General features: G+C 36.9%; 15 protein-coding genes and 2 pseudogenes. 7 read left to right on the top strand and 10 right to left on the bottom strand.

The genetic code is table 11. The features are described from left to right. Positions 1-281 precede the first annotated feature (281 nt). The gene (locus JUJ52_RS19020; RefSeq protein ID WP_205388889.1) at positions 282-1,694 is read left to right on the top strand and encodes a Na+/H+ antiporter NhaC family protein; all 1,413 of its coding nucleotides are present in this window, start codon (positions 282-284) and stop codon (positions 1,692-1,694) included. 306 nt (positions 1,695-2,000) lie between these two features. On the opposite strand, the gene JUJ52_RS19015 is transcribed toward JUJ52_RS19020, so the two are convergent. The 3 genes from JUJ52_RS19015 to JUJ52_RS19005 are packed head-to-tail and all read right to left on the bottom strand — an operon-like array spanning position 2,001 to position 6,178. Continuing rightward, positions 2,001-3,677, bottom strand: a complete 1,677-nt coding sequence (locus tag JUJ52_RS19015; RefSeq protein WP_034678361.1) for a glycoside hydrolase family 13 protein — start codon at positions 3,675-3,677, stop codon at positions 2,001-2,003. A gap of 45 nt (positions 3,678-3,722) precedes the next feature. Next, positions 3,723-4,514 (bottom strand): endonuclease/exonuclease/phosphatase family protein, encoded by a 792-nt coding sequence (locus JUJ52_RS19010; RefSeq protein WP_205388891.1) that lies wholly within the window; start codon positions 4,512-4,514, stop codon positions 3,723-3,725. Continuing rightward, positions 4,511-6,178, bottom strand: a complete 1,668-nt coding sequence (locus JUJ52_RS19005) for a PTS transporter subunit IIBC (RefSeq protein WP_026679804.1) — start codon at positions 6,176-6,178, stop codon at positions 4,511-4,513. The genes JUJ52_RS19010 and JUJ52_RS19005 overlap by 4 nt, the downstream gene beginning before the upstream one ends. Before the next feature lie 440 nt (positions 6,179-6,618). Here JUJ52_RS19005 and JUJ52_RS19000 point away from each other — a divergent pair, with 440 nt between their 5' ends. Continuing rightward, the gene (locus JUJ52_RS19000) at positions 6,619-6,951 is read left to right on the top strand and encodes a PTS sugar transporter subunit IIA (RefSeq protein ID WP_228089105.1); all 333 of its coding nucleotides are present in this window, start codon (positions 6,619-6,621) and stop codon (positions 6,949-6,951) included. Between the two features lie 401 nt (positions 6,952-7,352). On the opposite strand, the gene JUJ52_RS18995 is transcribed toward JUJ52_RS19000, so the two are convergent. Continuing rightward, a complete protein-coding gene (locus JUJ52_RS18995; protein WP_205388892.1) occupies positions 7,353-8,270 on the bottom strand; it encodes a hydroxymethylglutaryl-CoA lyase in 918 nt (305 codons plus the stop codon). A 424-nt stretch (positions 8,271-8,694) separates the two neighbouring features. On the opposite strand from JUJ52_RS18995, the gene JUJ52_RS18990 reads away from it, so the two are divergent. The 3 genes from JUJ52_RS18990 (at position 8,695) to JUJ52_RS18980 (ending at position 10,198) form a co-directional block, all read left to right on the top strand. Next, positions 8,695-9,051, top strand: a complete 357-nt coding sequence (locus tag JUJ52_RS18990; protein WP_205389690.1) for a carboxymuconolactone decarboxylase family protein — start codon at positions 8,695-8,697, stop codon at positions 9,049-9,051. Between the two features lie 375 nt (positions 9,052-9,426). Further along, positions 9,427-9,948: a MerR family transcriptional regulator gene (locus tag JUJ52_RS18985; RefSeq protein WP_026679801.1), complete on the top strand. Its 522-nt coding sequence runs from the start codon at positions 9,427-9,429 to the stop codon at positions 9,946-9,948. A gap of 31 nt (positions 9,949-9,979) precedes the next feature. Next, positions 9,980-10,198 (top strand): DUF2187 family protein, encoded by a 219-nt coding sequence (locus JUJ52_RS18980; RefSeq protein ID WP_026679800.1) that lies wholly within the window; start codon positions 9,980-9,982, stop codon positions 10,196-10,198. Positions 10,199-10,691: 493 nt separating this feature from the next. Here the strand turns inward: JUJ52_RS18980 and JUJ52_RS18975 are convergent. Together JUJ52_RS18975 and tnpA are read right to left on the bottom strand one after the other, a co-directional pair. Next, positions 10,692-11,500, bottom strand: a pseudogene (locus JUJ52_RS18975) (RNA-guided endonuclease TnpB family protein). A 46-nt stretch (positions 11,501-11,546) separates the two neighbouring features. Next, a pseudogene (tnpA, locus tag JUJ52_RS18970) lies at positions 11,547-11,873 on the bottom strand (IS200/IS605 family transposase). A gap of 348 nt (positions 11,874-12,221) precedes the next feature. On the opposite strand from tnpA, the gene JUJ52_RS18965 reads away from it, so the two are divergent. Both JUJ52_RS18965 and JUJ52_RS18960 read left to right on the top strand, forming a co-directional pair. Then, complete coding sequence (locus tag JUJ52_RS18965) at positions 12,222-13,007, top strand: enoyl-CoA hydratase-related protein (RefSeq protein WP_026682948.1); 786 nt, start codon at positions 12,222-12,224, stop codon at positions 13,005-13,007. Between the two features lie 22 nt (positions 13,008-13,029). Beyond that, positions 13,030-14,079 (top strand): enoyl-CoA hydratase/isomerase family protein, encoded by a 1,050-nt coding sequence (locus tag JUJ52_RS18960; protein ID WP_026682949.1) that lies wholly within the window; start codon positions 13,030-13,032, stop codon positions 14,077-14,079. A 191-nt stretch (positions 14,080-14,270) separates the two neighbouring features. Here JUJ52_RS18960 and JUJ52_RS18955 read toward each other — a convergent pair whose 3' ends face one another. From JUJ52_RS18955 to JUJ52_RS18940, 4 genes are all read right to left on the bottom strand, one after another. Next, complete coding sequence (locus JUJ52_RS18955; protein WP_026682950.1) at positions 14,271-15,731, bottom strand: CoA-acylating methylmalonate-semialdehyde dehydrogenase; 1,461 nt, start codon at positions 15,729-15,731, stop codon at positions 14,271-14,273. Then, positions 15,728-16,624 carry an NAD(P)-dependent oxidoreductase gene (locus tag JUJ52_RS18950; RefSeq protein WP_026682951.1) on the bottom strand — a complete coding sequence of 299 codons (897 nt, stop codon included), beginning with the start codon at positions 16,622-16,624 and terminating at the stop codon, positions 15,728-15,730. Before JUJ52_RS18950 ends, JUJ52_RS18955 begins: the two co-directional genes overlap by 4 nt. 86 nt (positions 16,625-16,710) lie before the next feature. Continuing rightward, a complete protein-coding gene (locus JUJ52_RS18945; protein WP_026682952.1) occupies positions 16,711-18,384 on the bottom strand; it encodes an acyl-CoA dehydrogenase family protein in 1,674 nt (557 codons plus the stop codon). A gap of 399 nt (positions 18,385-18,783) precedes the next feature. Next, on the bottom strand, positions 18,784-20,571 hold the full coding sequence (locus JUJ52_RS18940; RefSeq protein ID WP_226983669.1) for a sigma-54-dependent Fis family transcriptional regulator: 1,788 nt from the start codon (positions 20,569-20,571) through the stop codon (positions 18,784-18,786). Between the last annotated feature and the right edge of the window lie 991 nt (positions 20,572-21,562).

Below are 21,562 nucleotides of genomic sequence, written 5' to 3'. Positions count from 1 at the left end.
ATTATTTAAATAATTAAAACTATCATAGCAATTCTATTAAAAAATAGCAAAAGATTCCTCACACTATTTAATAACTGCTGTCCATTTCACCCTTTCTAATAGCTTTATTGACATCTAATAATCAACAGATTCACCTATTATGAGGAAGCATGTAGTGATTATGTCTTTCTGCAAAAGCTACGTATGAAAAATCGACTTTTTACAAATGGTAATTATAGCTTTTATTCATTTTTTCAACCTTATACTAGATATCAAACCATCCATTTAGAGGAGGCTGTACGATGGATCACACCTGGTTCTCCCTCATTCCCTTTACTATTGTTATTGCTTTAGCTATATGGCAAAAAAGACTTCTTCCTGGACTAGTGCTGGGACTCCTTGTAGGTGCTTTTCTGTTAGAATTCAGCGTATTAAACGGAACAAAAGAAGCCGTAAACTATCTCATAACGACATTGGCAGATCCAGGGAATATTAATATTATCGCCTTTTTATATTTATTTGGCGGATTGATTGGTATGATGCAAATTTCTGGAGGAGTTAAAGGATTTTCTGAGTGGGTTGGTGACAAAATTCAATCCGAACGAGGACTTCTAGTTGTCATCTGGTTGACCCTACCTTTTACATTTATGATGCCGATGTTTCGAATAATGATGATTGGACCCGTGGTAAAATCCTTACTTAAAAAGGTGAACATGTCTCACTGGAAAGTAGGGTTCACGATGGATGTATCCACCAGTTCCGTTATCGTATTATTACCAGCTGCCACTGCTTTCGTCGGTTTCATGGTTTCCCTTATTGAAGGGGGAATTCAAAAACATAATCTGGAAGCAGATGCCTATCAAGTATTTTTGTACAGTATTCCATTTAACTTTTTTGCAATTGTAATGCTGATCATTGGACTAATTAGGACATTCTGGTCCAAGCCCAGCAAAAAGCAAACCAACAAAGATCAAAACATGCAACAGACAGATGAACATCACCGCATAGGAATTAAAAAAGAGCTATCCATGGTGAAAGCGCAGCCTTGGAATTTAATTGTTCCTTTGTTTTTATTGCTTGGTCTAACCTTATTTTTATTATGGCAAAACGGCGTAGAAAAAGGAGCTACCGGAATATTTAATGCCTTTGCAAAAGCGGATGCTACCTTTGTTATCTTACTTGCCGTATTTATTACACTCATCATCACGTTTATTTTCTATATGTTAAGGGACCAAAAACTAAGTGAAACCATTTACCACTTTTATGATGGTGGAAACCAACTCATGGAGGCAATTATTCTTCTGGTACTAGTATGGTCCTTATCTTTTGTTGCAGAAGACCTTGGGTTTTCCAAATTTATCGAGGCGACAATTGGCAGTTTTCTTCCTGCATTTACTATTCCAGCTATTGTTTTTTTAGTAGGTTCAGCTGTCAGCTATTTCCTAGGTTCATCCTTTGGAACATGGGGAATATTTATGCCACTGGGGATTGCTCTGGCAACTTCAACAGGAGCTTCATTACCGATGACAGTTGGTGCCGTATTTGCAAGCGGTTCATTTGGAGCAATGACCTCTCCGCTAGGCGACACTACCATTACAACGGCATCTATTCTAGAAGTTCCTCTTGTCGAATATGCACAGTATAAATTAAAAATTGTATCCATAGGCGTAGGTATTGCAGCAGCTTTGTACTTAATAGTAGCATATTTTATTTAATAGGAAAAGGAAGAGGAGACTGGCCACAACCTATTGTATAGATGGAGGCAAGTCTCCTTCCTGAGAAGAAATGTCAAAGTCTCCTTGATCACCGAGTTGATGAATCGTTTGCTGAATGGTTTAGAGGGTGATGTTACTTACTGAAAGACGTATAAAGTAAAATGGGGGATTTTTGTTCCTCCACTGATGTTAGTACCACAAAGATATGACCTAAATCCCTTTGAACCATTCGGACATTTACTGGCAGTGGCAGTCGATCACTCACTTATTCATATTGTTTTCACTTTATTGCTTGAAGTGGAGATATTACTGCCAATTATATAGGCGATAAACTCTTGCTTCATATGGTTTTAAAACCATATTCTTCAGTTGCTCTTCGTTCTCTACATCGTAATTGCTGATTAACAACTTTGCTGATGAAACTATCAGAGTTTCTGTCACGTTGACATCAGCTTCTTCTTCAAATAAATTCACAAGAATTAACATTTGCTGATCTCCATCCGTTCTGGTATAGCCATACACCTGATCATGATCTGCTAAGACCAGGTTGTAACTTCCATAAATAAATGCAGAATATTGCTTCCTAATGTGTATCAATTGTTTGTAATAATGGTAAATGGATGTTGGATCAGCCAGTTGATCGGAAACATTGATTCTTCTATAATTCGGATTGACCTTCATCCAAGGTTGTCCTGTTGTAAAACCAGCATTTTCCTTGCCATTCCACTGCATAGGCGTTCTCGAATTATCTCTTCCTTTTTCCCAAATGATCTCCATGATTTCTTGATGACTTGTGCCTTTTTCAATTTCTTCAGCATACAGATTTTTCATAGCCACATCGTTATAATCTTCAATCGCTGGAAATTGAACATTTGTCATCCCTATTTCCTGTCCCTGATAAATAAATGGTGTACCCTGCATAAGAAAATATAGCGTAGCTAATCCCTTTGCCGAAACCTTCCAATATTCATCATCATTCCCCCAACTCGAAACGGAACGAGTCTGATCATGGTTTTCGAGGAATAATGCATTCCAGCCGACTCCCTCAAGCCCCTTTTGCCATTTAGTTAATGTTTCTTTTAAGGCATGGATGTCTAATCCACCAGTAATACTTTTCCCCCAAAGATCCAAGTGTTCAAATTGGAAGACCATATTAAATTTACCCTTCTCTTCGCCAACCCAAAGTGCAGCGTCCTCCATCGTGACGCCATTCGCTTCTCCAACAGTCATAATGTCATATTGATCAAAGGTTTCATTTTTTAATTCTTGTAAAAATACATGAATTCCTTCTCGATTCATATGACCTGCAAATGACGGAACATATTTTCTGTTATCTGGATTTGGCATATCTGGGAAACCAGGTACTTTTTTGATATGGGATATCGCATCAACACGAAAACCATCAATACCTTTATCAAGCCACCAATTAACCATGCTATACAACGATTGGCGTACTGCTGGATTTTCCCAATTCAGATCTGGCTGTTTCCGAGAAAAGACATGCAAATAATAACTTTCTGTTCTGTCATCATACTCCCAAGCAGAACCACCAAATATAGATTCCCAGTTATTTGGCTCGGTTCCATTTTTACCTTCTTGCCAAATATAATAATCACGATAGGGATTATTTTTTGAAGACCTAGATTCTATAAACCACGGATGTTCATCAGATGTATGATTGATTACTAGATCCATAATCAATTTCATTCCCCGCTGATGAACTTCTTCTAATAACTGGTCAAAGTCATTCATTGTACCGAATTCAGACATAATCGCTTGATAGTCACTAATATCATAACCATTGTCATCATTTGGTGATTGATAGACAGGACTAAGCCAAATCACATCAATACCCAATCCCTCTAAATAATCTAATTTGGAAATAACACCTTGAATGTCTCCAATTCCATCCCCATCAGCATCCATAAAGCTACGAGGATATACTTGATAGGCAACCGCTTCTTTCCACCATACTTTTTTCATCATTGTATACTCCTTCATTGTTCAATTGTTAACATATAATGTAGTCTACCAGTCAGCTACATTGACTTCGATTGCAAAATGATCGGATACCACTGGTTTATTAATACCATTCAAAATAACTCTCGACGTAAGAATTTCTACCTTTTTAGAGGAAAAAATAAAATCAATTCGCTTATTATCTGAATGATTTTCCCAGCCTGCAATCTCACCTAGAACCGTTACACCAGAATCCTTATGTTTAGCTAGTTGATACGTATCAAAATAGCCAAAGTCCTGAACATAATCATACCCTTCACCAGCAATCCCCGCCGGATTATTAAAGTCACCCATTAAAAAATGTGGTCTTTCATGATTAATTCGTGCAACTAACCGATCCATTTGGGAACGAAAAGGCTCCTCTTCATCCTGCCACCAGCCTAAATGACAAGCGTAAAATGCAGTTGATATACCTTTATAATTAACCGTCATTCCAACTACTTTACGTGTTTTCCAATAAGATGTATCTTGACTGCAACTGACAAAGAATGATTCACGCTGGAGAACAGGGTGCTTTGTTAACAAAGCTACCCCTTCCTCGAAACACTCATAACCAATATGTGAAATATCCCATTCATAGTCATACATCGATCCTAATTCCTTCAGCTTTTGCACAAGCAAAAACCCGAAATTATTAGCTTTTAACTTACCTTTAACCATTTCTGCAGTGATCGATTGACTTACTTCCTGTAAAGCGACTACATCATAGGATTGCTCATGAATTACAGCGGCAAGTATGTCCAGCTTTTTCCATTGATCCGCCTCCTGCCAAGAATGACAGTTAAGTGTCAATAGCTTCATTGGTTATCCTCCAAATAATCCTGTACTTTTGACTTTAGAACGTCGGCTTTTGGACCATATATTGCTTGAACGCCTGAATCTTTTTTCACTAGCCCCATAGCTCCAGTCTTTTTCCAATCCGTTTCTGACGCTACATCAGCTACATCCTTAACCGATACACGTAATCTAGTCATACATGCATCAACTTCGAGAATATTTTCCTGACCACCAAGCAACCGAATAATTTCTGCAATTTCGTTATCTCCAGCTGATTTATGAATAGAAGAATTTTGTTTTTCCTTATCTTTTTCAACAGTCGTATCATCATCTGAGTAATTTCCAGCACGTCCAGGAGTGGGAAGATTCATCTTCTGAATAATAAAGTTAAATAAGAAATAGCTAATTACAAAGAAAACGATACAGGTAATGACAAAGTTAATGATATCTCCAACAAGACCAGCGTTTATTGCCATCGGTAGTCGTGTGGCTAATTCAACTAGTCCAAACGAGTGTAGTCTCAAATCAATTAAATCAACCATCGCAAAGCTTAAACCAGCAATTACCGCATATACAAAATACAATAAAGGTGCTGCGAACATAAACATGAATTCAATCGGCTCCGTTACACCAGTAATAAATACAGCTAGTCCTGCAGAGAAAAACATTGATTTATATTTTGTTAGCTTATCTTTATCCACATTACGATACATTGCAAGTGCAGCACCAATTAAAACGGCACTTGATAAAATCATTTGCCCCATCTTAAACCTTGCCGGTGTCACTTCTTGTAATAAACTGTTGTATGCTTGCATATCTCCAGCTGCTTGCAGGTTTACTAAATCTGAAACCCAAGCAAGCCAAAGTGGATCCTGACCTGCAACTACTTCTCCTACAGATGCACCTGTCATAATCGTGTAGGTTCCACCTAGCTCTGTATAATTAATCGGTACTGTCAACATATGATGTAATCCAAACGGTAAAAGCAAACGCTCCAGCATTCCAAAAGCGAAAGGTGCTAGAAATGGTGCTGAATCCTTTGAATTCGCCAACCAGATACCAAATTCATTAATTACCCCCTGAATAAATGGCCATAAAACAGACATAATGAGTGCAATAATTACAGACCAAAGAATAACGACAAAGGGTACAAAGCGTTTTCCATTAAAGAATGAGAGAGCTTGTGGTAAGCGGTTGAAATTATAATATTTGTTATAAATCGTTGCACCTACAAATCCAGAAATAATCCCAATAAATACTCCCATATTAAGCGCGGGTGCACCTAATATAGAAGTAAAATAATTATCAATGATTAATTCACTTCCAAATAAAGAATTTACTGTTGCTCTGGGTTCAGTGAACATATCACTAGTTACTCCAAATACCACACCAGTAATTCGGTTTATCAAAATAAACGCTAGTAATGCTGCAAAGGCTCCGCCAGCTTTTTCCTTAGCCCATGAGCCACCAATGGCTACCGCAAATAAAATATGCAAGTTATTAATAATTGCCCACCCGATATCTTCCATTACTCGGCCAATCACTAGCAAAAATGAAAAATCGTTCATTGTCATGCCGATTACTTTCCCTAATGAAATCATGATTCCAGCAGCAGGCATAACCGCAACAACGACTAACAATGCTTTTCCAAGCTTTTGCCAGAAATCAAATGAAAACATGTTCTTCATGCTGTTTTCCCTCCTCAAATTTCTTTAGCATCCCAATTTTGATGCAAACGTTTTCGTAAATAAACCTATTCATTTTCCTTATAAAAAGATAGCAAAGGAGATGAATGTAAACACTTTCATTCCATGAATATAGTAATTATACATACTGATCTGAACTGAAATGCTCCATGCATCATTAGTGCAAACGTTTGCATTATTTATATAAACATAGTATAGTAGAATTGAAAGAAGGTCAAGTACCTAAACACTATTTTTACGATAACTTAAGCAAGGATGGGGAAAACACTGTTAAAAAAACTGTAAGAATAAAGTAGCGCCTCAAAATATCAATCTTTATGCACCGGTAGACGGAAATGTAATTGGTTTAGAAGAAGTACCTGATCCTGTGTTTCCCGAAAAATAATGGGTGATGGGATTGCTTTTAACCCAAAAAAAATGGAATTATTTTATCTCCAGTTAATGGGAGAATCATTCAGGTCTTCCTTACTAAGCATGCTCTTGGGATGCGTACAGATAACGGTGTTGAACTATTGATTCATATTGGTCTAGAAGCAGTTCAACTAAAGGGGAAAGGATTCACTTTCTATGTGAAAGAAGGTGATAATGTTTCCGCTGGAGGTAAGTTAATCGATTTTGATATAGTTGAGGAACAAGCAAGTAGTACGATCATTCCTTTAGTTCTAACCAACACAAAGGAAATGACTCGGATCAAGACTGTGACAACCAGTGAGGTCATAGGAGGTAAGGGTCTAGTATCGTTAGTAAGCAAATAAACCTAAATAAAATATCATAGGGGGGCGAATTTAAATATCGAAAGGCGATTAAGTGAAAGTGTGTTTGTTTATCCCCCACTTACCACTATTGATTTCACTTTATTGCTGAAGTGGGGGTATTACTGCCAGTTATATGCGCCATAAATTTTTCTTTCATCACAATTTAAGTTATAGGGTTCTTTTGTGGGCTCAGCTAACACTGCTACTCATATTTTATTTAGCAACGTGAAGCTTCAGAGCCACTCATATGTTTTGTTCAGATTGACTAACGATTTTATCTCGATAGGAATGTTTACCATTTCACGATAAAACTCCAAACTACTATTCAAGAATATTTTATTAGCGTTATAGTAGTTTAGGGATTTTATCAGAATTTCTTTTGTTTTGCCCTTGTTCTTACTTTACACGGTCTTCTTGAAATTACTCAATTGGTAAGCGAGTGCTTTACTAGGAAGTCTCTTGCCTAATTTATCTTGAATATATAAAGCTGCTTGTTGAATTTTTTCTTCTTTTATTCCAGTTTCAATTCCTAACCCATGTAGCAAATAAAGGACATCATTCGTAGCGACATTACCAGCTGCGCCTTTTGCATACGGACAACCCCCTAATCCACCAACAGAGCTATCAAAGCGAGTAATTCCATATTGGATTGATGTCATGATATTTGCGATTGCCATTCCTCTAGTATCATGAAAGTGCATAATAATTTTTTCTTGAGAATAACGAGATAAGACGTAATCTAATAATGCTTCTACTTGACTTGGAACTGCAGAGCCAATCGTATCTCCTAACGAAATCGAATCAACACCATAATCAAATAATTGATCACAAACTGCGACCGCTTGTTCTGGAGAAATTCTTCCTTCATATGGACAATCAAAAACGGTAGATATATAACCGGTTACGAATTTCCCAGCAGTCTTTGCCTCTTGAATAACTTTTTTCAAGACTGGGTAGGTTTCATCTATTGATTTATTAATATTCTTTTGATTATGTGTTTCGCTAGCTGACATAAAGACGGAAGCTGCATCAATTCCTGTTTCCAGCGCATGCTCTAAACCTTTTAAATTAGGAACTAGTGCAGAGTAGGACACATTTGGATTTCGCTTTATCCTTCTTCCAACGTCACGCGCATCTGCCAAGGCAGGAATCCACTTAGGATGTACAAAGGATGAATATTCTATTTCCTTCACACCAGATTCAGATAGCATGTTGATCCATTTTATCTTATCATCGGTATCAATAAATACATTTTCATTTTGCAATCCGTCCCTAGGACCAACCTCTTTTAACTGGACATGTTTAGGATACTGACACATGCTTCCCCCTCCAATTTTTAAATGGATTTTTATAGAACCTACTTACGATAAGGTTATTATTATCACTGTATGCCATCCTGATCATTTCAGTGCACAAAAAGTATGCGCTTTCATAATTATAGGTTAAAAGATCATTCATTATATCTATATTAGACCAAGTTTCATTTCATTCAACTTTGTTGAATAAAGTATATTATAAAAATTCAGTGAAAGTCAAATGAATACTAACCTAAATGAGGGGTCTGTTCAATAAAATAGCTTATATAAAGAGCGAACCAATCGTTATAATATCATCACTGCATTTATTCTTTCAGCATTAATTGAGCAACTAGATCGAAGTAGAAGGAAGTTTCTTCCTTTCATTATATTTTGGTTTATCTTTACGTATTTGGCTCATACTACCATCATGATTAAATCTAACGAAATGGAGTTGGAGAGAATGGATTCTATTAAGACTAAATTAATTGAATACAAAGAAGGTGTTGGGAAATTCACCGAAAAAATGCCTGAATTTACGAAGACGTATACATCCTTTACAGAAGCATGCTTCTCAGAAGGTGCATTATCTAAAAAAATGAAGCAATTAATGGCGCTAGGTATTAGCATCCATGCCCAAGATGAATATTGTATTATTTATCATACTAAAGGTTGCTTAGACCAAGGTTGCACAGAAGATGAAATTCTCAATGCGATTTGTGTAGCTGCTGCTTTTGGTGGTGGCCCTTCAATGAGCCAAGGAGTTACATTAGTTCAAGCATGCATTGATGAATTGAATCAATAGTTGATTGATTTTGAGGCTGGGACAAAACACAACTTCTTTACTCAAAATACGAATAATCATGTTATCAATAGGAGGAGCTTCGGACTCGTGCTGTTCCTGCCGGAGTCTCGCTTATTTCAGGTGCTAAATGAATGATTATAATCAAAAAGCGAAAAGATAATTATTTTAAACTAATTAGCGTTCGTTTTTTATTGTTTCTTCATTGTTTTGTCTCAGCCTCTTTATCGGACCACATTTTAGCTTTTCATTTTTCCTCAATTATTCCACATTTATCACATACTCATTCCATCTTCTTTGTTTACTATTAGTAGTGTGCTTCCATCTAAGCACAGCCAACTAACTATTTTGATTATATTAGAAAGACGGTGAAAAACAATGGAATTGCTTAGTCTAAATGGGTTGTCTCACATTGTCGGTGTTCCAAAGCACACTGCATCAACCTGGATTGAGGAATTTAACATGTACGTACCAAAGACACAACAGCAAGATGACATGTATTATCTTCCGGAAGCAATTGACGTTTTGAAATTCATAAAAAAATGCAAGTACCAGCAATATAATAAAACTGACATTGAAAAAAGATTAGCAGATAGAAGCTTTCCAATTAGGGTAGAAAGCACCATTGAAGATGTACAGCAAGCATTTGATCAAGGAAGCTACAAAGAAAACATCTTGACAGTTATGCAAACAATTGGACTGACAGTATCCAATGTTGCAAACCAAGAGAAGTCGATACTAGCTTTACAAGAAGAACAAGCTAGGCGAGCAAAAATCGCAGAACAACAGTCAGAAGAAATTAATAAACTCAAACAACAGATTGAGCGATTAAAATATGAACTAACTCCCGGAGAGAAGTACGAAATGAAGAAGGATTCTTTCGCAAGACTTTTTAAATAGCAGCTTTCATCTAATGAATGGAGGAATAATTATGTTTAAACCAGATAAAAAAAAGGCAAAACCAGGAGATGTTATTGAGTTTGTAAAAGATAACTATATTCTTAAGGGACAAGTATTACCATCAAGTTGTAAACGGAGCATTATCGTTGATATTTCGTCGTCAAGTAATTTGCAAAAAATTAGTCATAGCTTTCCTAATACGGTAGTGGCTCATGAAAATTACAGGATCGTAGATAAAGTGCAAAACTAATTTGGTATAGAGACATAATAGTCGAATAACAATTTTGTCTTTTCATTGGAATATGAAATAAACCTCCGAACTACTATCCGAATATTCATACTCGGATTATAGTTCGGGTTTTCTTTAATTTCTAACCTTGTCCTATTATCCTTTTTATCATACCTCTTTCATAGATATTTATTATGGTTAAACAAACTATTTTTCATCGTATAAATTGCTCGTTTGTTCGCCCCTGATATTCTAGTTCCTCTTAAAATTGTCATCTTATCCCCCTTCGATTATCAGTTATTGTTTTAAACTTATGATTATAAAAGCTCTCTCTACGCGGAAAAACCTTACCTATAACTGTAGAGCATTAGCTTACCATCTTATTTGTGAACTACTCCCACCACTTACCACCCTTACGGGTTGCTTGAAGTGGGGCTTCTTGGGTAATCGCCACTTTTGGTAGCTGACGAAATGGACCAAGCTAACCCTCTTGTTCCAAGAGTTTATATTTTCATTAGGCACTTGCTAATAAGCGAATGCCTTCTTTTTTGATATTAAGCGCTGAATTATAATCTCTATCGAGATTTAGCCCACACGAACAAGCGTAAGTTCTAATTTCTATAGGCATTGGTTGGGTATTTCCGCAACTCGAACAAGTTTTGGTAGATGGGAACCATTTATCAATTTTGATAAGTTGTTTCCCTTGTTCTTTTAGTTTGTACTGTAAGAAAGAAGTGAACATTCCCCATCCATTGAAAAATCTAAGCCAACAACTTTTTCAATTTCCTTCCTTTTTATCTCCTTCTCGTACTCTGTAAGAATCGAAATATAGTATTTTCCTGATGAAGTCATAGACAAGGTACAAGATTTGATGTTGTACTCCGAAGGAATTGCTCGATGTTGCTTGATTTTGACCATTTTTAATTTAGGTAATTTGATATGACCATCCAACAACTGAATATTTCTATTGACGACATTCGTTGTGTAGCTTTGTTTATGACGTTTGCTTTTGAATTTTGGGAACTTGGCATTCCCTTTGAAGAAGGCTTTATATGCCTTATCTAAGTTTAGTTGAGCGTTTGCCAACGCTAATGAATCGACTTCTTTTAGCCATTGGTATTCTTTTTTGTAATTGGCAGGAGTAGGATGTTTTACCTTTTTCCATGCTTCTTTATCAGTTTTTAGGCTTTCATACGTTTCTTTTCGTTCTGCTAACATTTTGTTATAGACAAAGCGAACGCAACCGAAGGTTTTACGTATAACCAAAGCCTGTTCATCTGTTGGATACACTCTAAACTTGTACGCTTTATTTTGTTTAGCCATATCAAATCACCTCACTTTATCCTTTGATTTTCAATCTATTTTTTTACTACTTCAATAGGCGAACCGCAGTCGTCAACAAACAAAAACTTCTTGACCAAAACATTTCTTTCCATAACTTTTTACGAACATGAGGAAAATCCCTCTTGATAAGTCTTGGACTGGCACTTTTATAGGCATTGATGAATTTCGATCATTCACTGTTGGGTTGTGCTCTGAACAAAATATGAATATGTCAATATCGTGGTTCCATTCGACTAATGTGATATTATATTTTCCACTCAACGACACAAACTGATCTTTAGCATAGTCTGAAAATGGTATCATCTATTACTTTCCTTCGATACTTCACAACAAACACAAGATGGTAATACATCAAGAACACTGAATGATTATTACTGTCTAATTTCATTTTTATATCAATCCTTATACTTTATAAGACTGATTATACCATGTTGAGCAAAAAGGAAAAAAAGCCTTTGGGATGTCGCCCAACCGAAATTCATCTCCCCCTTACCGTTGGGCTACGCCCTTCACAAGCTTGAAGATGGAGACTTCTTTCGGAAGTACGTTAAAATCTTGTGTAAGACTACATCTTTTGTATACATGTATATACATGTATACAGTTTGCAAATTCGTTTCCCCTTTTCTTTGCTACTTATAAATTGGCATACTTTTTGCTACATAATTATGAAAGGGAAATGAAATATAGGGGGTATTTACGATGGAATTCAAGTACATTAAAATAACTTATAACAGCAATATAGCCGTGGTAGAGCTGAATAATCCACCGGCTAACGCATTATCTACTACAACTATTGGAGAATTACGATCAGCTTTTAAGCAATTAGCCGATGCAGAAAATGTACACGCTGTCATTTTAACTGGTTCTGGTAAATTTTTTGCTGCCGGTGCAGATATCAAAGAATTTGTACCTGCTATGGGAGATTACGACAGAGGAATACAGATGTCAGAGTTAGGTCAACAACTTTGTAATGACATCGAGCAACTAAAAAAGCCGGTAATTGCTGCCATTAATGGGCCAGCACTTGGTGGAGGTTTAGAATTAGCAATGGGCTGTCATTTTCGCATTGCCGTTAATGAAGCAAAACTCGGGCTACCAGAAGTAAAATTAGGATTAATACCATCATTCGGAGGAACACAACGACTCGCTAGAATTACAAATATGGCTACTGCACTAGACTTAATTCTTTCCGGAAAACATATAGCTAGTCAAGAGGCTGTTAAACATGGTCTTATCCAAGTAACTGTTTCTGCGGAAGAACTGATGTCTACTGCTTTAACAATTGCAAATTCCTTTACTGAAGGAAATAGTATGGCAAGTGTTACTAGAGCAATACAAAGTATTGTAAAAGGTATTCATGAACCATTTGAAGAAGGATTAAAAAGAGAAAAGCAAAAATTTGCAGAGCTGTTTCTAACAGAAGATGCCAAAGAAGGTGTACAGGCTTTCGTTGAAAAACGGAAACCTTCCTTTCATCATAAATAATCGAGCAAAGGAGATTGTTAGCGTGGAAGAAGAAGTATTATTTTCAACAAATCATAATGGCGTTGCAACGATTACATTAAACCGCCCAAAAGCTATTAATTCACTAAACTATGAAATGCTCGTTCCAATTCGTAAAAAATTAACGGAATGGGAGCAAGATGACACTATTTGTATTGTAATTATGAAGGGAGCAGGTCCAAAGGGATTCTGTGCTGGTGGAGATATTAAAACATTATATCAAGCCAAGAATAATCAAGAAAGCTATGAACAAGCGATTACATTCTTTACAGAAGAATACCTAACCGATCAATTAGTTGCTAGTTTCTCCAAACCAATACTAGCTATTCTAGACGGTATTGTTATGGGTGGCGGAGTAGGACTTTCCTATGGGGCTAGCCACCGTGTTGTAACTGAGCGTAGCAAATGGGCAATGCCTGAAATGAATATAAGTTTCTTCCCAGATGTCGGTGCGGCTTACTTCCTGAATAAAGCTCCAGGTTATATCGGAAGGTATTTAGCGCTTACAGCAACTATTATCACTGCTACTGACATACTCTATGCCAATGGAGCTGATGCTGCTGTTTCCAGTGATCAATTAGATTCTCTTGAAACTCAAATTATGCAAACGAATTGGTATCAAGAGGAAGATAAAATGGCAAGGCTTGACCACCTACTAAAAACTTGTGAAACAGTTTCTTTACAAGAAGGGGAGTTAGCGTCTAAGCAAGCTAAAATTGATCAGCATTTCTCTTATGAAACTGTTGAAGAAATTATCAATTCACTAGAATCAGATGGTAGTGAATTTGCTAGTCGTACCAAAGAACTCTTGTTAACTAAATCGCCTATTTCCCTTAAAGTCACCTTAAATCAGATTATTAAAGGACAAAATAAAACCTTGGAGGAATGCCTGGAGACAGATTTAATCCTTGCTAAAAACTTTTTGAAGACGGAAGATTTTTACGAAGGTGTCCGGTCCGTTGTGATTGATAAAGACAAAAATCCGCAGTATCATTATCAACAATTATCTGATGTATCATCAACGGTTGTTCAATCATTCTTTACAATAGATTAACCAGATTAGTAGTTTGATAAAATAGTTAATGCAAAAGCCGAACTATCATTCGAAACGTTTTGGTACAACCCCGAAAATTAGAGTAAAAAATCTAACTACTGAGGGGGAACCACCCAGTCGAATCGTTCGGCTTTTGCTGGTTCTAAACGTTTGCTGCCGAATCAAAACAAATTTTCTAACAGCCTAGGTTTTTAAAACCACCGTTCCGTTACTACTTTTTTTCTTGTATAAAATTGTACCCCGTCTTTTCCATTGGTTCCTAAATCTCCATAGAAAGACGCCTTGTTTCCTGCAAAGGCAAAGAAAGCCATTGGTGCTGGCACATTCACATTTACCCCAACCATTCCAGCATCTATTTTCTCACGAAAGATTTGTGCATACTTACCACTTGATGTATAAATAACCGCCCCATTCGCAAATTTTGATTGGTTCGTTAATGCTATTCCAGCTTCTAAATCCTTTACACGGACAACGCTTAACACAGGTGCAAAAATTTCATCCTGCCATATTTTCATATTCGGCGTCACGTGGTCAAAAATCGTTGCACCAACATAATAACCATCTGGTGTTTCTTCTTCAATATAGCGACCATCCACGAGCAGGTCGGCCCCCTCTTCTACTCCCGAATCGATATAACTAATTACTTTTTCCTTATGCGATTCACGGATAACTGGGCCAACAAAAGTTGATTCATCCATTCCATCTCCTGCTTTTAACTTTTTTGTTTCTGAAGTAAGCAAATCAAGGAAATCATCTGCTATATCATCAACAACTGCTACAACAGAACAAGCCATGCAACGTTCCCCACTACTGCCGAATGCGGCACCAATGACACCCTGAACTGTTTTCTCTAAGTCACAGTCAGGCATAACAACGGCATGATTTTTCGCACCAGCAAGTGCTTGAACACGCTTGCCGTTGGCTGTGCCTGTTTGATACACATGTTTCGCCACTGGCTCTGAACCAACAAAGGAAATTGCTTCGATATCCGGGTGGTCCAATAAACCATTAACTACATCTTTTGCACCATGAACAAGATTCAACACCCCTTCTGGAAAACCAGATTGATAAAATAAATCAACAAGTCGTTCAGCCAAGATCGGGGTACGTTCTGACGTTTTTAATACAAAAGTATTTCCGCAAGCAATTGCTAAAGGATACATCCAAAGCGGTACCATCATTGGAAAATTGAATGGGGTAATACCAGCAACAACTCCAAGAGGATAACGCCAAATCGACCCGTCTATCCCTTTTGCAATACTTGGAAGAGCATCTCCCATCATTAAATTAGGTGTAGAAGTCGCTAACTCTACAACCTCTATCCCACGCTGAACCTCTCCTTCAGCGTCTCGCAATGACTTTCCATTTTCTAACGTAATAATCTTAGCTAATTCTGCTTTATGTTCTTTTAGTAGTTGAAGATATTGAAATAAATATCGGGCACGATTTGGTACTGGAACAGTAGACCAATGCCCATATGCTTCCTTCGCAGCGGCTACTGCTCGATCAACATCTTCTTTTTCAGATAATGCTACTTGTGCTATCGTTTCTCCTGTTGCAGGATTTGGAATATCAACCATTTCTCGTCCACTCGATTCCACCCACTTATTCCCAATATAATTCTTCATCACTTTCACTTCCGAAGAAATCATTTTGTTGCCTCCTTCTTCCTTGATTGTTCTTTTACCCGTTGGTAAAGTACAGCCATATCCTTTTCGCCATATCCTTCTTTTTCAACCGATTTATATAGTTCTAGTAATGATTTACTAATTGGTAAATCTAACTGATTCGCATCAGCAACATCCATCGCAAACTCCAAATCTTTTCTAAGCAATTTCAAGGAAAATCCTGGTTTGTAATCGTCGCTAGCAATAAAGGTTTGGTAATTTCGTTCATAGATCCTACTCTGCCCATAGCTAACATTTAGCATAGAGAACAAGTCGTCTAGATCAATGTTTTTCTTATTAGCAATATGCAAAGCTTCACTAACTCCTGCGGTATAAAAACCAATTAATAGATTATTAATCAATTTAACAGTTGTTCCACTGTCTATTTGCTCATCTACATGGAAAATATTCTCGCCTAGTACCTCGAGTACAGGTAGCACAAGGTTATAAACTTCTGTAGGCCCACCGACCATCACAGTAAGTGTTCGATTCTCTGCTCCAATTACTCCACCGCTTACAGGAGCAGCAAGAAAATGAATTTCTTTTTTCTTGCAAGCCTCCGCAATTTTTTGATTAAGTTCAGGTGCGACAGTGCTAGTATCTACTAATAATTTACTCGAATCGCTATACTCAATAAGTCCATCTTCACCTAAGTAGACTTCTTCTACTGCTTTTGATGACGGTAGGCTTGTAAAAATCAGCTCACTGCTTGCTACAACCTCTGAAATAGATGAGGCTATTTCCCCACCTTGCTCTTTCAATTTAAGGACCGCTGTTTCACTTAGATCATACCCCGTTACATGAAATCCTGATCTTATTAACCCCTTTGACATTGGTAGTCCCATATTACCTAAACCGATAAACCCAATTTTATTCATGATATCCCTCATTTCTTTATAAAATAGAGAAGATTCACTCCCCTTTGAATGTACAACCAGAGATTCAACGTGAATTATCTACTACGTTACCCCAAGAAATAACCATTTTTCTCAATAACTTCATTAGCGATTTCTTGTTTCTTTGTAATTATATTTGTATGCATAACAGGGAATGCATTAATTTCGTTAATTAATTGCTCTTTATCCTCCTCAGAACAAATAGATGAAATGAGTACGATGGCATTGCTCTCCAATCGATAATAGCTTTCTTCACATAATATTTCAGTCATTTTCTTCCTAAATTGCTGATGCTTTTGAATAACCTCTGAATTTATATGGGAGCCCTTCATAACGTATAGCTCCTTCACACAATCCGCTAAAATGCGAGCATATACTTGGTTTAGATTGCGCAAATCGCACGTATTAGAAAGCGCATTCATAATGATGTTTACTATTTTACTTGCATAACGTACAAACAGATTATTGCTTGAACCATTCACGAGTTCTTCTTCAATCGTTGACTTGAATTGACTATACTTTTTGAGAAATGATTTAGCTATCGTCAAACGGTTTATTTCATTAGTACCTTCAAAAATTCGATTGATTCTAGCATCACGATAAATTCGTTCTACCTCATACTCTTGCATATACCCATAGCCGCCATGAATTTGTACAGCCTCATCCACAACATAGTCTAATACTTCGGAAGCAGCTACCTTATTCACTGAACAGTCCATTGCATATGCCGAGAGATTTTTTAAGACGCTTTCATCGTTTTCCTTGTCTAACCGATCTATTCTATCTGCTGTGTAATAAGCAGAGCTTTCAGCACCATATATCGCGATAGCCATATTCGCTATTTTTTCTTGAATCATGCCAAATTGTATAATTGATTGCTTGAATTGTTTACGCTCTTTGCCATAGCCAATAGCAATTCTCAAAGCCTGCTTTGAGGTTCCAATATTTGCGAAGGAGAGTTTTAATCTAGCTAGATTTAGAATATTTAATGCGATATGATGTCCTTTTCCAATTTCACCTAATACTTGATCTTCAGAAATTCGAACATCTTCTAAAATAACCGTTGCTGTGGAAGAACCCTTAATTCCAAGCTTTTTTTCCTCTGGACCAATAGTTACTCCTGGTGTGGATCTTTCGATAATAAATGCCGTCATTCCTTGATCAGTATTTGCAAATACAACATATACATCTGCAATATGAGCATTAGTTATCCATTGTTTCTCTCCATTTAATACCCAATCTGTAGTGTCTGCTACCTTTTTAGCTGTTGTATTCGCCGAAAGAGCATCAGACCCAGCATTTGGTTCCGTTAAGGCATAGGCGCCTACCCATTCACCCGATATGATTCTAGAAAGGTATTTTTGCTTTTGACTTTCCGTTCCGTAATAAACAAATGGCAAGGTACCTACTCCGGAATGAATATTAAAAGATACACTAAATGATCCAGCAAACCCCATTTTTTCTGCAATAAGTCCAGCAGTTCGTTTGCCCATTGCTAATCCACCATAAGCTTCAGGAACATCCGCACCTAATAACCCTAAATCACCAGCATACTTAAATAGCTCTCTAGCTACTTTATAATCATGCGCTTCCAGCTTCTCCATATCTGGGTTCACTTGTTCTAATACAAATTTATCAATTGTTTTCGCAAAAAGTTCTTCCTCATCTGAATGATTTTCGAAGCTACTAGACGATTCATGTGGAAATATAGGATGGTGATGTGTTGATTCTGTTTTTTCCATGTACCTTTCCCCCTTCACCTCTACAATGCAATTTCCATGCCAACTTTTTCAGTGTGTCTACCTGTAAAAACAATGGCAAAAAGTGTTACATGTCTATACAATTGCACATACATATTAACAATTAAGTCCTCCCTACTTGGTTAACAGTTTTAACTAATATATATAACCAAAGCGTAAGTGCGCGATTAGAAACGTAGCGACTGGAGCAAGTCAACGGAGATAAAGGAATCACGGTGAGCTTGTGAGTCGGTGATAACTTATCTTAGAGCGATTCGTGAAGTCGCCTACTATCTGGGTGCTGAAACTGCACGCAGCTCAACACGTCCATATTTATCCACCTGGCAAATTTTATAATTTCTTAGTCTATAACAAAAGATCACAGCTACTCCCCCTGTGATCCTATGTATTATAATTTTTGTCTAATGCATATCGGGAAATTTTATTATATAAGGTGGCTCGAGACACACCTAATAATTTAGCTGCCTGTGATTTGTTCCCCTTTACTTGTTCTAACGTTTGTTTAATTAACTCCTGTTCTTCCTTTGAAGCTTCAGCTAAAAGTTCTCTTCTTTTTTTTAGACTTTGAACAGGTGCAAGCGTACCTTCTTTCTGTAATTCGATATGAAGAAATTCTGGTAATGCATTAAATGAAATATGTTCTCCATCTGTTAAAACAAATAATCGCTCTAAAATATTCATAAGCTCACGAATATTTCCAGGCCAGTCATACTTGTACATCAACTTCAATAACTGTTGATCAATTGTTTTTACATTTGCCTGATAAACTTTAGCCAATTGCTGTAATTTATGGGCTATTATGATAGGAATATCGTTTTTCCGTTCTCTTAATGGCGGAATATCGATAGGGATTACATAAAGTCTATAGTATAAATCTTCTCGAAATTTACCATCATGTACCATTTGGGTTAAGTTTTTATTTGTAGCAGTGATTAACCGAAAATTTAAGGGGATTGGTTGATTTCCTCCCACCCTCTCTACCTTTTTCTCTTGAAGAACTCGTAATATTTTAGCTTGCATCCGTAAAGGCATATCGCCTATCTCATCTAAAAAAATAGTACCATTATGCGCTAATTCAAATTTTCCAGCTTTTCCTTCTCTATCGGCTCCAGTAAATGCTCCTTTTGTATAACCGAATAATTCCGATTCCATTAACCCCTCAGGAATAGCAGCACAATTAACACTTATAAAATCTCCGGCTTTCGTATCTCCAGCATAATGTATAGCCTTAGCAAACTGCTCCTTTCCTACACCACTTTCACCAGTTATAAGCACGGTAGCCTTGGAACTGGCAGCTTTCCTGGCAATCTTTTTAGCATTAGAAATAGCTGGGCTATCCCCTAGTATATCTTCAAAGTTTATGGCACTATCTAAAAAATTACTTACTTGCTTGAGCTGATAATTATGTTCATCTCGTTTATGTAATTGTTCCATGCGTTGGATAACTTGTTGAATTTCCGTTAACCCTTCGTAAACAAGAATTCCTGCTGCTCCGATTATCTTATTATCCTTCCAAATAGGAATACGATGTACCACCAAATCCTGACCTTGTAAGCGATGTGCCTGACTACGCTCTGGTACACCCGTCTTTAATACAACAGGTAATCTCGTATTATCTATTACGTTAGACGCATGTTGACCAACTGCTGCATCCTTAGGAACTCCAACATAACGGCTATACGCCTCATTAAATAACTGAATAACCCCATTCTCATCTACAACCGTTAACCCCTCGTATGCGGTATTAAAAATAAGCTCATACCATTTCATCAAATCCTCTGTTTTTTTCACCTTTTGAGTCAACTCTTTGTGATATAAAAGCAATTCTTTCTCTGTAAGAACCCCTTCTAACTTTCCACTTTCATCACTTACGATATAGCCTGGTAATTCACGAATATCCTGTAGTACTGTATCTTTGTTTAGCCTCACGAATGAATTCGTCATAACATTTGCTGTCTGTTGGTGAGATTTATCACCTTTTTCATTCATTAGGACAATAATATCCTGCAATCGTAAAATCCCTAACAAATGACCGTCTTGAGTAACTGGAAGCTCCGTTTCATTCAAATTTCTTAAGAGCTTTAGCGCTTCATGAACCTCCATTAATGGATCAATTGTTGTTGGCTTTGTATTCATCCACTTTTCAACCGTATCTAATTCTGGTTTCATCAAGGATCGATCTCCCCTTTGCAATTAAATATTTGGGGCAGTATGGAACAGCCTTTATCTTTATCAATCAAATGATTGAGCGCTTGTTCAATAAGCTACCATACTTAGGCCAAAATAATGAAAACCCTTACATTTTTTTAGATGAACTATTAAATGAAACTTCAATCAGTTGGGGTTGTTTTAGCTTCCACTGATGGTTAGCAGCACAAGGGTATGACTTAAAGGCCCTTGAACCAAAAGGACATTTACTGGCAGTTGACCCCTCACTTCTCTATATTGGTTGCACTTTATTGCTTAAAGTGGGAGCTTACTGCCAGTTATATGCGGGATAAAGGCTTAACAGCAGTCCAGGAATAATTCGCATCCATTACATACTAGGCACAAAACATGCTTAACTTAGTATATCATATATAGCCATTTTTCTGAATTATAGCATTCTTCAAGCACAATCGCAAATTTCCTTTACTGCTGTGTTGCTTAACTTTATGCATCCATATAATTAACTTACGTAGCCAATTACGTGATAAATTCCTCTTCTAGCAAAACAACTATAAAGATACACATGATTTTAACTAACTAAGCCAAACTAACTCGAAAGGAGGTAAAAAAATGGCTAAAGATAAGACAAAAACGAAGAATAAAAGTAAACAAGAATTGAATGAAATGAAGAATCAAAACAAATATAAACGTAACCGTCCTCCTGGTAACTAAAAACTATGGCAATATGTCCCCTTAAGCTTAAGCAATATTTCTACCGCAGATTTGCTTAAGCTTTTGATGGATTAGTTATTATAATAAAGTAATTCAATCCATGGTATTTTGTTTATTCCCTACCACAAGGAGATGACCTAAAGACCTTGGAACCCAATCGGACAGTTGATCCCCACTTATCCATATTGCTTTCACTTTATTCCTTGAGGTGTGGGAGTGATATGCGGGGTAACTGAAATAAAAAAAAACGGAGCAAAATTCGCTCAGTCCTTATCACTAA

Origin of the sequence: Virgibacillus sp. AGTR, from assembly GCF_016919725.2 — a bacterium.
In the GTDB taxonomy this organism is placed as follows: domain Bacteria; phylum Bacillota; class Bacilli; order Bacillales; family Amphibacillaceae; genus Virgibacillus; species Virgibacillus salarius.
The sequence above is the reverse complement of the archived record's forward strand: the minus strand, read 5'-3'. Positions and strand labels throughout refer to the sequence as shown.

Bases quoted from the DNA above. Each gene is read 5' to 3' on its own strand.
- JUJ52_RS18950 (WP_026682951.1), bottom strand. From the start codon at position 16,624: ATGAATAAAATTGGGTTTATCGGTTTAGGTAATATGGGACTACCAATG.
- JUJ52_RS18940 (WP_226983669.1), bottom strand. From the start codon at position 20,571: ATGAAACCAGAATTAGATACGGTTGAAAAGTGGATGAATACAAAGCCA.
- JUJ52_RS19015 (WP_034678361.1), bottom strand. From the start codon at position 3,677: ATGAAAAAAGTATGGTGGAAAGAAGCGGTTGCCTATCAAGTATATCCT.
- JUJ52_RS19020 (WP_205388889.1), top strand. From the start codon at position 282: ATGGATCACACCTGGTTCTCCCTCATTCCCTTTACTATTGTTATTGCT.
- JUJ52_RS18945 (WP_026682952.1), bottom strand. From the start codon at position 18,384: ATGGAAAAAACAGAATCAACACATCACCATCCTATATTTCCACATGAA.
- JUJ52_RS18995 (WP_205388892.1), bottom strand. From the start codon at position 8,270: ATGTGTCAGTATCCTAAACATGTCCAGTTAAAAGAGGTTGGTCCTAGG.
- JUJ52_RS18980 (WP_026679800.1), top strand. From the start codon at position 9,980: ATGTTTAAACCAGATAAAAAAAAGGCAAAACCAGGAGATGTTATTGAG.
- JUJ52_RS18965 (WP_026682948.1), top strand. From the start codon at position 12,222: ATGGAATTCAAGTACATTAAAATAACTTATAACAGCAATATAGCCGTG.
- JUJ52_RS19005 (WP_026679804.1), bottom strand. From the start codon at position 6,178: ATGAAGAACATGTTTTCATTTGATTTCTGGCAAAAGCTTGGAAAAGCA.
- JUJ52_RS19010 (WP_205388891.1), bottom strand. From the start codon at position 4,514: ATGAAGCTATTGACACTTAACTGTCATTCTTGGCAGGAGGCGGATCAA.
- JUJ52_RS18985 (WP_026679801.1), top strand. From the start codon at position 9,427: ATGGAATTGCTTAGTCTAAATGGGTTGTCTCACATTGTCGGTGTTCCA.
- JUJ52_RS18955 (WP_026682950.1), bottom strand. From the start codon at position 15,731: ATGATTTCTTCGGAAGTGAAAGTGATGAAGAATTATATTGGGAATAAG.
- JUJ52_RS18990 (WP_205389690.1), top strand. From the start codon at position 8,695: ATGGAGTTGGAGAGAATGGATTCTATTAAGACTAAATTAATTGAATAC.